Here is a 12,901-nt window from a genome sequence, read left to right on the forward strand (position 1 = left end):
GCTTACGCCGTCTCGGCCTCGACCGCGTCGGCGAGCGCCGCCAGGGTCGGGAAATGATAGTCGGGCCTGGTCAGTTCCGGCACGGCCGGCGTGCCGCCGAAACCTTTCTGGCCCTGGCGCCGCTCGATCCAGCAGGTCTTGTAGCCGAGCGATTTCGCGACGCCGATGTCGTGATACTGGCTCTGGGCGACATGCAGGATCTCCTCCTGCTTGTAGCCGAAGGCCGACTGGCGGCCGCGGTTGAAGGCGAAGAACAGCGGATCAGGCTTGGGATGGACCGCCTCGTCGGCGGTGACGCTGTCGTGGAACGGGTTGCCGAGCGTGTGCGAATAGAAGGTGAAGGTCGAGCGGTCGGCATTGGTCATCGCGACCAGCCGGTAGTGCTTGCGCAGCCGCGCCAACGCCTGGACGGAATCCGGGAAGGCCGGATGCTGCAGAATGGCGTATTGGAAGGAGTCGGCGGAGGTCTCGTCGGCAGGCAGGCCGAGTTCCTTGGCAAGGTGGATGTAGACCAGCTTCATCACCTCGCTGGAGCGCTCGTAGTTGAGCTCGCGCCCCCTGAGATAGGGCGCGAAGATCTCGTCATCGCTCAGCTTCGCCGCCGCTGGGCCGCCGATGCGGCGCACCGCATTGAGAACGCCGCTTTCGAAGTCGATCAGCGTGCCGACGACATCGAATGTGAGAACCTTGAAATCACTGAGCGCCATGGCGTCGACTTCTCTTGGATCGTTGGAAGGATTTGGACGATTGGAAGGGTAAAAGGCTCGATCAGCCGTCCGTTTTCGGGACGATGATCGTGTCCTGCGGATGCAGGCTGACTGCGAGGCGCTCGCCGATCGGAGGAATGCGGCGGGCGGCCTCGTAATGGCTGGGCTGGCGCAGGCTCAAGGCGGCGCCGTCGTCGAGCGTGAGGAAGACGCGCAGGCTCTCGCCCTGGAAGACGACATCGGTCACGCGGGCCGAGAAGCGGTTGCGCTCGGGCGCGCCGGTACCGTCCTCAATCAGCAGCTTCTCGGTCTGGATCGCCAGTACGAGATCACCGCTAGGCGCGATCGGGCGGCTGGTCTTCAGCACTGCGCCTGCGAGCGCGACGCTTGAGGCATCGATCCGCGTGACCGGCAGCAAGGTCGCCTCGCCGATGAAGCTCGCCACGAAGGCGTTGGCCGGGTGGTCGTGCAGGCGCGTCGGCGCGTCGATCTGGACGAGCTTGCCGTCCTTCAGGATGGCGACGCGGTCGCTCATCGTCAGCGCCTCGCGCTGGTCATGCGTGACATAGATGATGGTGGCGCCGAGCCGCTTGTGGAGCTGGCGCAGTTCGATCTGCATGGTCTCGCGCAATTGCTTGTCGAGCGCCGACAAGGGCTCGTCCATCAGGATCAGGCGCGGCTCGAAGATCATGGCGCGGGCGAGCGCGACGCGCTGGCGCTGGCCGCCCGAGAGCTGGGCGATGCCGCGCTCCTCATAGCCGGCAAGATCGACCATCGCGAGCGCGCCCTTGACGCGCTCGGCATAGGTCGATTTCGGCAGTCGCCGTGCCCGCAGGGGAAAGGCGACGTTCTCGCCGACGCTCATATGCGGAAACAGCGCGTAGTTCTGGAAGACGATGCCGATGTCGCGCTTGTGCGGCGGGGTGAAGGTGACGTCGCGCCCGCCGAAATGGATCGACCCGCCCGAAGGCTGGATGAAACCGCCGAGGATGCCGAGCAAAGTGGTCTTGCCCGAGCCGGAAGGGCCGAGCAACGAGACGAATTCATGGGGCGCGACATCGAGCGATACGTCGTCGAGCGCCCGCACCGATCCGTAGATCTTGCTCGCGGACCGGATTTCGACGCGCTCGCCACCCAACTCTGCCATTCCAAACCCTCCCGTCATGAATACAGCGGCTGCTGGCGCGCGCGGACAAGGACCGATTTCAGGCTACGCCATAAGGCTGGCTTATGGCCTGGCGGTGCCGTCCCGAACATGCCATCTGGTGGCGCGGGCCTCTGTGAACCCGTCGCCGCAAGCTGCATTCGACAGGGTCATGAAAGGGGTTTCGGCAGGAGACGGCAATTGCCAAATAATCAGGAAGGTCATAACTTCATGTAATGTCGGATCTGCGCCGCATGGTGTCGTCTAGCAATGCGCTCTTCGTGTTCGAGGCGGCGGCCCGGGGCGGCAGCTTCACGCGCGCGGCGGATGAATTGAACGTCACCCAGCCGGCGGTGAGCCGCATGCTGGCGCGCTTCGAAAGTTATCTCGGCGTCCGGCTGTTCGAGCGCGGCGGCAAGGGCGCGGTCCTGACGCCGGAGGGGGAGACGCTGTACCGTCGCGTCTCCGATGGTTTCCGCAGCATCGAGGTGGGGTTGCGCGAGATCGAGCACTTGCGCGCGGGCAAGGAGACGGTGACCCTTTCGGTCTCCTCGGCCTTCACCACGCATTGGCTGATGCCGCGCATGGACCGCTTCCAGAGGCGCTTTCCGGCCGCTGATCTGCGTTTCCAGATGATCGCCGGGTCGTTGCGCGGCCCGGTCGAGAATGTCGATCTCGGCATGCGCTTCGCAGCAGCCGACGAGGTTGTCCAACCCGGCTCGCTCGTCATCCGTGAAGTCATGCTGCCGGTCTGCAGCCCGGGCTATTGTCGGCCTGGATCGGCAGGACCGGGCTCCACTGACGACGGCAACACCATCATCCAGCTGACCGACAGCCCGCTGGACTGGCCGAGCCAGTATCCGCCCTTCGCCACCGGCCGCTCCGGCCCGGTCAAGACGCTGAGCCTCTCCGATTATGCCGTCGTCGTGCAGGCGGCGCTGCTTGGGCAGGGTATCGCCTTCGGCTGGATCACGGTCGTCTCGCATGCGCTGATCTCGGGTGCGCTGACGCCGGCTTCCGATCGGCTGACGGCGGGAGCCCGTGTTTGCGTGCTGGTGACGCCGCCCAACCGTCCGGCCCGGCCGATCGTGAAAGAGATCCGCGACTGGATCATCGCCGAGTTGCGCGCCGAGATCGAGGCGATCGACAAGCTTCACCCCGCCCTCGGCCTGCTGCGGGCGAGCTATTAGAGCGGAATCAATGTCATGCTCCTACGCCGTCATGCTTAGAGCTGACGGAGAGGGCGCGGGGAGGCCTTCTCCCCTCTGGGGGAGAAGGTGGCAGCGCGTAGCGCTGACGGATGAGGGAAGTCTTGCTCCGGCGCGGTTCCTTTTCTCATCCGACCCGGCTTCGCCGGCCCACCTTCTCCCAGCCATCTCGGCTTGCCCGAGATGGGCAATCCAAAGTGTCAAAGTCGGCAACAGCCGACTTTGATGGGGGAGAAGGGAAGAGGGCCGCGCGGCGCCGACGGAAGCCTCACGCCCCGATATCGATCAGCACTGTCTTATGCCGCAGATTGGCCTCGACAGCCTGCCGGCCGAGATCCTTGCCGATGCCGGAGCTCTTATAGCCGCCGGTCGGCAGGATGAAGTCGAGCGTGCGGCTATAGCGGTTGATCCAGACCGTGCCGGCCTTGAGCTGGCGCACGGCCCGCAGGCCCCGGCCGAGATCGGCGGTGTAGACGCCGGCCGCCAGCCCGTATTCGGGATGGTCGGCGAGCGCGAAACCCTCTTCCTCCGTCTCGAAGCTCTGGATGGTGAGGACCGGGCCGAAGATTTCCTCACGCACGGCGGCATTCTCGGTCGTGACGCCCGCGAGCAGGGTCGGCTGGTAGAACGCGCCGCCATGCCCCTCGATCCGGCTGCCGCCCAGCAGCAGCTCGGCGCCTTGCTCGCGGCTGCGCGCCAGGATGGTGTCGATCCGGCGCGCCTGCAATTCCGAGATGATCGGTGCGAAGCCGGTCGAGGATTTCCAGGTCGGGCCGGGCGCCACGTGCGCGAGCCGGCTTTTCAACGCCGCCACCAGCGCGTCAGCGACCTGCCGCTGCACGATCAGGCGCGATCCGGCGACGCAGGCCTGCCCGGCATTGGCGATCAATGAGCCGGCTATGCAGTCGGCCGCCTTGTCGAGATCGGCATCGGCGAAGACCAGTTGCGGGCTCTTGCCGCCGAGCTCCAGCGTCACCGGCTTGATGCCGCTTTCGGCCGCTGCCTTCATGATCGCGATGCCGGTGCGGGTCGAGCCGGTGAAGGAGAGCTTTGCGATGCCGGGATGGCGGCTCAGCGCATCGCCGGTGACCGCCCCCGTGCCCTGCACGACATTGAAGATGCCGGCAGGAATACCGGCCTCGACGGCGAGTTGTGCCAGCCGCACGGTCGAGAACGGCGTCAGCTCGGAGGGCTTCAACACGATGGCGTTGCCCGCCGCCAGCGCCGGGCCGACCTTCCAGGACGCCATGCTGAGCGGGAAATTCCAGGGCGTGATCGCGCCGACGACGCCATAGGGCTCGGAGACGATCATGCCGAAATGGTCGGTCCGTGTCGCCGCGACCTCGCCGCCGAGCTTGTCGGCATATTCGGAGAAGAAGCGGATGCCTTCCGCCGTGCCCATCACGTCGCCGGTCACGGCCTGGGCGATCGGCCGGGTCGAGCCCAGCGCTTCCAGCTGCCCGAGCTCCTCGGCCTTTGCCTCGATCAGCTCGGCCCAGCGCTGCATGGCGCGCGCCCGCTCGCGCGGCGGCCGCGTCGCCCAGCCGCTGCGCTTCACCGCCTCGGTCGCGTCCTTGACGGCGCGATCGACCGTCTCGACCGACGCGACCGGCAATTCCGCATAATCCACCGCGTCGGATGGTCTTGCGACGGATAATCGCTCGCCGGGCTCATCGATGACGGCGCCGGCGATGAAATGGCCCTTGGCGAAGGCGACGCTGTCGGGATTGAAATCGCGCATGCGCGTCAAAGCCCGAGCAGGCCGGGCAAGCCGCCAATGTCCTTGATCTCGTGATAGCCGTAGGAATCGATGCCCGGCTCATGGCCGCGATTCACGAAGACACGCTGGCCGATCTTCATGTCGTAGGCGGTCATCAGATCGTAGCGCAGGCTCGACGAGCAATGCATGACGTCGGCCGGACCGCAGCCCAGCATGTCGAACATGTATTCGAAAGCCCGCTGCAGCGGCTTGTAGGCTTGCGCCTCCTGCGCCGTATAGGCGGCATGGAAGGGCGCGCCGAGCTTGGCCATGGAATAGGGGATAAGGTCCGTCATCGAATTAGAGAGGACGACGAGCGGGATTTCCTTGGCGACCTTGGCGAGGCCCGCGGGCACGTCGGGATGCGGAATCCAGCTCGGAATCTCGTCATAGATCCGCTGGGCGTCGGCCGGATCGAACGGCACGTTCCAGGCCTTGCAGCTGCGCTCGACCGCGTTGTGGACGACTTCGACGAACGGCTTCCAGGCGCCGAGAACCTCGTCGAGACGATAGCCGCGGAAACTCTCGTAGAACCCGTCCATCACCTCGGGCGTCAGCCTGGAGCTGTAGACCCGCCGCGCGGCCGGCCCCATCTGGAAATCGATCAGCGTGCCGTAGCAGTCGAAGGTGATGAATTTCGGCCGAGCGGTGCTCATTGCGTCTCTCGTCTTCGGATGTGGCCGCGACGGCCCAATCCGCCGCGTTTCATCAAAGATTAGGGCGGACGCACAGGCACGGAGGTGGAATCGCGTCCGGTCCAACGAAGATTCTGCCGATCAGATGGCCCGGTTCGGCATGGATTGCCGCAGCAGGCGAAAGGATGCGCGGGATGGCCGGTGGGCTCTGTTAGGCTCCTGCCATCGCCGCTCGACCGAGCGCCTATGACCTGATGGCGGATACTCAATGACTGTCGAAGCCGTGCTGGCCGATCTCGTGGCCTTTCCGTCCGTATGCCGTACGCCGAACGGCGCGATCGTCGCGCATGTCCGCGGCTTTCTTGCCGGCTACGGCGTCGAGAGCGTGGTCCTGCCCGGGCCGGAGGGAGACCGCTCGAACCTCTTCGCCACGATCGGGCCGCGTGTTCCCGGCGGCATCATCCTGTCGGCCCATCTCGACGTCGTGCCGGCGGCTCCCGAGGGCTGGCTTGGCGATCCCTTCAGCTTGCGGCGCAATGGCGAGCGCTTGATCGGGCGCGGCACTGTGGACATGAAGGGCTTCGTCGCCTGCGTGCTGGCGAGCGTGCCCGGTCTCGTCTCGCGCAAGCTGGCGCGCCCTGTCCATATCGCCTTGTCCTATGATGAGGAGGTCGGCTGCGTCGGTGTGCGCCATCTCATCGCGAGGCTGCCGGAGCTCTGTCCGCAGCCGGTGGGCTGCATCGTCGGCGAGCCCAGCGGCTTGCATCCCGTGCTGCGACACAAGGGCAAGATCGCCCAGCGCGTCACGGTCGACGGCAAGGCCGGGCACTCCTCCCGCCCCGACCTCGGCGACAACGCGATCCACTATGCCGCGCAACTGATCGCCGCCGTGCAGGATGAGGCGCTGCGGCATGCCGTGGCAGGTCCGTTCGCGCCCGCCTTCGCGCCGCCCTATTCGACGATCCAGGTCGGCACCATCCATGGCGGCACCGGCATCAATATCGTGCCGGCGCAATGTGTCTTCGAGATCGAGGCGCGCGCCATCGCCGGCCAGGAGCCTGCTGGCCTGCTGGCGTTCCTGCCGGGGGAGGCCGAGCGCATTCGCGAGGCAGCCGAGAAGACCGGCCATCGCGTCGCCTTCGGCTTCGAGACGATGAGCAACTACCCGCCGCTCGATCTCGACGAGGCCGATCCGCTGGTCGCGTTGACCGAGACGGCGTCAGGGATGAAGCGCCAGCAGGCGGTCAGCTTCGGCACCGAGGCCGGGCTCTATCAGGCGGCGGGCATCGCTGCGATCGTGTGCGGGCCGGGCGACGTCAACCGCGCCCACAAGCCGGAGGAATACATCACCGACGGCGAACTCGCGGGTGCGATGGCGATGATCTCACGGCTTGCCGATACGCTGGCTGCCTGACCGACCCTGCGCTTTCAAGCGATGCCGCCTGGCAAAATCGGAGTAGAAGACTGCTGAAGATCATCAGCAAGGAGTAGCGCATGCCTGAGCGCAAGCGTGTCGAGGCCTTCGTCGCCGCCGTCGTCAGTGGCGATCATGTCGGCGCCATCCGGGACTTCTACTGCGAGGACGCCTCCATGCAGGAGAACGCAACCGAGCCACGCCGGGGACGAGATGTTCTGATGGCCCATGAGGCCAAGGCCCTGGCCCGATTGCAGCGAATGCACACCCACCCCGCCCGCGCCGTCCTCGTCGATGGCGACAGGGTGGTGATCAACTGGGTGTTCGACGCGACCGACCAGAGCGGAGTGACCCGGCGGCTCGAGGAGCTCGCGATCCAGCGCTGGCGCGGCGATCGCATCATCGAGGAGCGCTTCTTCTATGACACGGCCACGGCCTGGCGCGTGGTCGAGCCGGGGTAGGCAATACTGCCTTGCCTCGGAACCTCGCCGTCATCCTGGACAAGCGGCGCAGCCGCGCAGATCCATCGTAGAGCGTCATTCTCGGGCTTGTCCCGAGAATCTCGGGCCGGAAGAGGCGTCGGCAAAGGCAGGCTCCTCCATTACGAGATGCTCGGGTCAAGCCCGAGAATGACGGCGGGCTCTAGAATTCGCCGATCTCGCCCTTGGAACCGTCGATCAATCGTGAATGCCGGAAGGGGCTGGGATCGACGATCGGCGTGTCTCCGACTGCCAGGTCGGCGGCGAGATGGCCGATGCCGGGCCCGAGCCCGAAGCCATGTCCGCTGCAGCCGGCCGCGAGCACAAAGCCCTTCAGCCCGGCGACGGGCGAGATCACCGGCACGGCGTCCGGCGTCGAATCGACATAACCGCTCCAGCTTTCGCGGACGCCGACATCCTTGAGCGCGGGATAGAGCGCGCGTGCCCGCGCCATCGTCAATGCGATGGCGCTGCGGCTGGGGGCGGGATCGAGCACGCGGATGCGTTCGAACGGCGTTTCCTTGTCGAAGGCCCAGTTCCCCATCATGGCTTCGGGCCCCTTGAAGAAGGAGGGGCCGATGCCAAACTCCAGCGCCTTCAGGCGCCGGACGAACATCGGCATGAAGTCGCGGGCATAGCGCAGGCCCTGCGGCGTCACATCGAGCGTCGCCTTGCCGCTGATCGCGATCGTATAGCTGCCGTCGAGCCGGCGTGTCAGCGCGCAGTCGGGCGTATAGAGTGCATCGAGCAGTTGCGGCGCGATCTCCGTCCGCAGAATTGACTGGCGGGCGCTCGCCTGGGGGAAGCGAAGACCATGGCGGCGGCAGAAGGCCGAAGCCCAGGCGCCGCCGGACAGGATGACGGACCGGGTCCGGATCGATCCCTTCTCGGTGATCACGCCCGTGACGGCGCCATTGGTGATGTCGAGCCCGCGCGCGGCGCAATCCTGATGGATCGTCGCGCCGTTCAGCCTTGCGCCATGAGCGAGCACCGGAGCGGCCAGGGCTGGTTCGGCCTTGCCATCGCTGACCGAATGCACGCCGCCGAGCCAGGATTTGCCGGTGCCGCTTGTCATGGCGCTGGCCTCGGCACCCGACAACATGCGCGTGTCGATGCCGAATTGCTGGGCCGTTCCGCGCCATTTCTCCCATTGCGCGATCTGGCTGGCATCGTTGCTGGCATAGACCAGCCCGCTGCGCCGGAAGCCGATATCGCGGCCGATCTCGCCGTTGAAGCGCTCCCACAATTCCATGGCGCGCATGGCGAGCGGCAATTCGCGCGCATCGCGGTTCTGTTGCCGGCACCAGCCCCAGTTGCGGCTCGATTGTTCGCCGCCGACGACGCCCTTCTCCAGCAGCGCGACGGAATGGCCGCGCTTCGCCAGATAATAGGCCGCGGCGCTGCCAACGATGCCGGCGCCGATGACCACGACATCGACCTCGGTCGGCAGGCGCTCGTCGCTGGCGATGCGTTCGATCGTCGGTGACATGAATCCAAAGCTCCGGGGGACAGTCTCGTCGCGACGTTAGCGCGCGAGCGGCTGCCGGCATTGGATCATCTTTGCGTCTGCGTCGGTCTCAATGCCGCAGGGCGGCCTCGATCCCAGCCGCGATCGAAAACAAGGCATGATCGCCGCCGGTCTCGCCCGTCAGCATCAGTCCGACCGGCGCTTGTCCGGGCTCGTGGCAAGGCAGGCTGATCGAGCAGCGGTCGAGGAAATTGCCGAGGCTCGGATTGCGCAGCAGCAGCGCGTTGAGCCGGAAATACTCGGCATCCCCGGCGAGCTCGTCGAGGCGCGGCGCGATGATCGGGCAGGTCGGCATCACCAGCGCGTCGTATTCGGCCGTCTGCGCATCCATCGCCGCAATGATATCGCGCCGCGCCTGAACCAGATTGTAATAGTCTGCGGCCAGCATCTGCGCGCCGGTCGCGATCCTGCTGCTGATGCGTGGATCGTAGAGATCGCCCTTGCTCGCCAGCAACGCCCGGTGCCAGGCAAAGGCTTCGGGCGCCGCGAAGCCACCCTTGGCTATGACCATCGCCTGGCCGATCTCGGAGAGCGGCGCGAAATCGATTTCGACGATGCGCGCCCCAAACCCGCTCAATCGCGTGATCGCCTTGTCGAAGGCGGCGGAGACCGCTGCATCCATGCCGTCGCGCACGATCTGGGTCGGGATCGCCAGGCGCAGGCCCGACGCGGGCCGCGCTGCGGGCAAGGCAGGCGTCTCGCCCGCCAGCACGCCGTCGACGATGGCGCAGCAGCCGACGCTGGCGCCGAGCGGCCCGAGCGAATCCAAGCTGCCCGAAAGCGGGATGACGCCGTCGAGCGGCACCCGCCGCGCGGTCGGCTTGTAGCCGACGATGCCGCAGAGCGCGGCTGGAATGCGGCAGGAGCCGCCGGTGTCGCTGCCGAGTGCGACGAGTGCCATTCCATCCGCGACCGCCACGGCCGAGCCTGACGAGCTGCCGCCCGGAATGCGGCGCGAGGTGCGGTCCCAGGGGCTGAGCGGCGTGCCGTAATGCGGGTTAGCGCCGATGCCGGAATAGGCGAATTCGGTCATGTTGGCGCGGCCGATGGGGATGAATCCGGCCGCCAGCATGCGCGCGATCGTCGGCGCATGGGCTTTTGCCGGCGCGCTATCGGCGAGCGCGCGCGAGCCGGCCATGCTGCGTTCGCCGGCGACGTCGTAGAGATCCTTCACCGCGAAGGGGATGCCGGCGAAGGGGCCGGCTGCGCGGCCGGCGCGCCGCAGCGCGTCATGCGCGTCGGCGGAGCTGCGGGCTGCATCCGCCGAGACGCAGATGAAGGCGCGTGCGCCTTCGCCGGCGGGGTCGGCGATCTTGGCCAGGCATTCCTCCACGAGGGCGCGGGCGGTGAGCGTCTCGTTTGCCAGTGCCTTGGCGGTGTCCTGCAGGGTGCGCATCTCGTCCGTCTCCTTCGCCCACCCTCGCAGCACGATCTGCGTCAGACCAGGGCCTGAACTTGGATTTCGACGAGAATCGCTTCGGCTGCAAGGCGGGACTCGACGGTGGCGCGCGCCGGAGGCGCTTCGGGGTCGACCCATTCGTCCCAGGCTGCGTTCATTTCGTTGAACGCGCCGATGTCCTTCAGCCAGATATTGGCGGTGACGATCTTCGATTTGCTGGTGCCGGCCAGCGCCAGGAAATGGTCGATCTGCGCCAGGATGTCGGCGGTCTGTTCCTTGGCGCCGCCGCTGCGATCCTTGGCCGTGATGCCGGAGAGGAAGGCGAAGCCGTTGGCGACGACGACGCGGCTGAGCCGGGCGCTCTTCTCGTGACGGGTGATCATAGTGGTCGTGTCCGTTATTGGCCGTGCCGCAGAGGCGAACGGCCGGGGAAGGAAAAAGAGGTAGCTGGGGACAGTGCGCTGCCCGCTTTCACATCAATCCGGGTTCGCCGAGATCGCTGCCATCGACGAGGCGGCTATAGCGATAGGGGTGGGGATCGACGATCGGCGCGTCGCCCGCGATGATGTCGGCCGCGAGCCGGCCGGCCGCCGGCCCGACGCCGAAGCCATGGCCGCTGAAGCCGGCCGAGACATGCAGGCCCGGCAGCTTGTCGATGGCCGAGATCACCGGCACCCAATCGGCCGTGAAATCGATCAGGCCGCCATATTTGTGCATGATCTTCACATCGGCGAGCTGCGGATAGATCTCGCCGATGCGCTTCAGCGCGAAGCTGATCAGCTTTTCCTGCGGCGGCGGGTCGTAGGTCCGCATCGTCTCGAAAGGCGAGATGCTGTCATTGTTCCAGCGCATCAGGGCCTCGGGGCCCGAAAAGAAGGTTTTGTCGGCGCGGATGGTCAACAGCCTGTGGCGCTTCTTGAAGGTGGGCCAGAACGGCTTGGCGTACATCATTCCCTGCGGGCTGAGCCGAAGCAGCCCGCGCCCGCTGATGCCGATCGTGTAGCCGCCGTCGAGCCGGCGCCTGAAGGTGATGTCCGGCGTCGAGATGCCACCGACGGTGACCTCGGGTGCCGGCGCGGTGAAGAACGAGGTCGACTGCACGCCGGCCAATGGCATGTCGATGCCGTGGTGCCGGCAAAACATCGAGGTCCAGACGCCGCCGGCGACCAGCACGGTGCTGGTGCGGATCGTGCCCTTCTCGGTCACGACTGCCGAGACACGGCCCGCCGAGGTCTCAAGCCCACGCGCCGCACAATCCTGATGGATCGTCACGCCGAGCCTGCGGGCCGCTTCCGCAAAGGCCGGGGTGGCGAGCGCCGGTTCGGCCTTGCCGTCGGTCGGCGAATGGATGCCGCCGATCCAGTTCTCGGTCGAGCCCGGCGACATCGCCTTGGCCTCGGCGGCGGAGAGCACGCGGCTATGCATCTGCATCTCGCGCGCCTTGTCGGTCCAGTTGGACCAGGCGTCGAGATCGGATTGCTTGGTCGTCACATAGACCAGGCCGGTGCGCCGGAAGCCGGTATCCGCGCCCAGTTCCTCGTTGAGCCCGTTCCACATCTCGATGGCGCGCTGGGCCAGCGGCAATTCGCGCAGGTCGCGATTCTGCTGGCGGCACCAGCCCCAGTTCCGGCTCGATTGCTCGCCCGCGACATAGCCCTTCTCGACCACCGCGACGGAATGGCCTTTTTTGGCGAGATGATAGGCGGTGGTGATGCCGGCGATGCCGCCGCCGATCACGACGACATCGGCTGAACTCGGCAGCGTCTCATCGCTGCGAATGCGCGTGACCGGAGGCGACATGGGCTGGCTTTCCTTGGCGTGGCGTATTTCGGGAGAAGGGTTGGGCTCTAAATTGGGTTCTAAAGATGCGTGTCGAGGACGCTCATGATCCAGAGCAGCTTGGCGTCCGCATCCGAGCGGTTGGCGATGTGGTGCGGGGCATCGCTCTTGAACTGGAAGCTGTCGCCCTCGGCAAGCCTGGCTGTGCGCTCGCCGACGGTCAGCTCGATGCTTCCCGACATGACATAGCCGCCCTTCTGCCCGGTGCCGATGAGCACGTCCTCGCTGATTCCGCCCGGCGGCAGCGTCACGATCATGAAGCGCAGATTCTCGTCATTGCGGGGCGAGAGCAGTTCCTTCACCAGCCGCGTCTCGCCGACGACGATGCGCGGCCGCTGTGCGCCGCGCCGTACGAAGGGCGGGTCTTGCGTCGTCTGTGGCTCACGCTGCTCCAGGAATTCCCAGAGGTTCACGCCGAGCGCGGCCCTGATGCGCTGCAGCGTCTTCATCGACGGGTTGGAGTTGCCGCGTTCGATCTGGCTGATGATGCCGGCCGAGACGCCAGCCTTTGCCGCGAGATCGAGAATGGTGAGGTTGCGCTCCGCCCGCAGACTGCGCAGCCGCTCTCCGATCTGCCTCGCGCCACCTTCCGGAGGCGTCATCGCCTCGTCCGCCTTGATGTCGCGCGCACTATTTGCAGGCATCGTGCTCAAATTTCCATCTTAGTGAATTTGAATCATAGGGGCTCGGTTGTGCCGACGCAATCGGAAGAGCATCGATATCGCTTCAAAAATTCATGGATTGGCGGAAAAATTGTACAAAACTGCGCATTCTCCATGCTTTCATTCC

At 66.2% G+C, this 12,901-nt stretch carries 12 protein-coding genes; 3 read left to right on the plus strand and 9 right to left on the minus strand.

The genetic code is table 11. The features are described from left to right. Window positions 1-2: 2 nt before the first annotated feature. Both BHK69_RS06770 and BHK69_RS06775 read right to left on the minus strand, forming a co-directional pair. Window positions 3-707, minus strand: a complete 705-nt coding sequence (locus BHK69_RS06770) for an HAD-IA family hydrolase (protein WP_069689430.1) — start codon at window positions 705-707, stop codon at window positions 3-5. Between the two features lie 61 nt (window positions 708-768). Next, window positions 769-1,854, minus strand: a complete 1,086-nt coding sequence (locus BHK69_RS06775) for an ABC transporter ATP-binding protein (RefSeq protein ID WP_069689431.1) — start codon at window positions 1,852-1,854, stop codon at window positions 769-771. Between the two features lie 233 nt (window positions 1,855-2,087). On the opposite strand from BHK69_RS06775, the gene BHK69_RS06780 reads away from it, so the two are divergent. After that, window positions 2,088-3,041 carry a LysR family transcriptional regulator gene (locus BHK69_RS06780; RefSeq protein ID WP_069689432.1) on the plus strand — a complete coding sequence of 318 codons (954 nt, stop codon included), beginning with the start codon at window positions 2,088-2,090 and terminating at the stop codon, window positions 3,039-3,041. Between the two features lie 286 nt (window positions 3,042-3,327). Here the strand turns inward: BHK69_RS06780 and BHK69_RS06785 are convergent, their stop codons facing one another. Then, complete coding sequence (locus tag BHK69_RS06785) at window positions 3,328-4,800, minus strand: aldehyde dehydrogenase family protein (RefSeq protein ID WP_069693435.1); 1,473 nt, start codon at window positions 4,798-4,800, stop codon at window positions 3,328-3,330. 5 nt (window positions 4,801-4,805) lie between these two features. Continuing rightward, entirely contained in the window at window positions 4,806-5,474 is a 669-nt protein-coding gene (locus BHK69_RS06790) for a haloacid dehalogenase type II (RefSeq protein WP_069689433.1), read from the minus strand. A gap of 247 nt (window positions 5,475-5,721) precedes the next feature. On the opposite strand from BHK69_RS06790, the gene argE reads away from it, so the two are divergent. After that, window positions 5,722-6,867: an acetylornithine deacetylase gene (argE, locus tag BHK69_RS06795; protein WP_069689434.1), complete on the plus strand. Its 1,146-nt coding sequence runs from the start codon at window positions 5,722-5,724 to the stop codon at window positions 6,865-6,867. Between the two features lie 80 nt (window positions 6,868-6,947). Further along, window positions 6,948-7,328, plus strand: coding sequence for a nuclear transport factor 2 family protein (locus BHK69_RS06800; protein WP_069689435.1), 381 nt, complete (start codon window positions 6,948-6,950; stop codon window positions 7,326-7,328). A gap of 181 nt (window positions 7,329-7,509) precedes the next feature. Here BHK69_RS06800 and BHK69_RS06805 read toward each other — a convergent pair whose 3' ends face one another. The 5 genes from BHK69_RS06805 to BHK69_RS06825 form a co-directional block, all read right to left on the minus strand. Further along, entirely contained in the window at window positions 7,510-8,835 is a 1,326-nt protein-coding gene (locus tag BHK69_RS06805) for an NAD(P)/FAD-dependent oxidoreductase (protein ID WP_069689436.1), read from the minus strand. Between the two features lie 88 nt (window positions 8,836-8,923). Further along, the gene (locus BHK69_RS06810) at window positions 8,924-10,270 is read right to left on the minus strand and encodes an amidase (protein ID WP_069689437.1); all 1,347 of its coding nucleotides are present in this window, start codon (window positions 10,268-10,270) and stop codon (window positions 8,924-8,926) included. A 41-nt stretch (window positions 10,271-10,311) separates the two neighbouring features. Continuing rightward, window positions 10,312-10,656, minus strand: coding sequence for a RidA family protein (locus BHK69_RS06815; RefSeq protein WP_069689438.1), 345 nt, complete (start codon window positions 10,654-10,656; stop codon window positions 10,312-10,314). Window positions 10,657-10,744: 88 nt separating this feature from the next. After that, entirely contained in the window at window positions 10,745-12,073 is a 1,329-nt protein-coding gene (locus BHK69_RS06820) for an NAD(P)/FAD-dependent oxidoreductase (RefSeq protein WP_069689439.1), read from the minus strand. Window positions 12,074-12,132: 59 nt separating this feature from the next. Beyond that, complete coding sequence (locus BHK69_RS06825) at window positions 12,133-12,756, minus strand: helix-turn-helix domain-containing protein (RefSeq protein WP_199579057.1); 624 nt, start codon at window positions 12,754-12,756, stop codon at window positions 12,133-12,135. Between the last annotated feature and the right edge of the window lie 145 nt (window positions 12,757-12,901).

Source organism: Bosea vaviloviae (assembly GCF_001741865.1).
In the GTDB taxonomy this organism is placed as follows: Bacteria; Pseudomonadota; Alphaproteobacteria; order Rhizobiales; family Beijerinckiaceae; genus Allobosea; species Allobosea vaviloviae.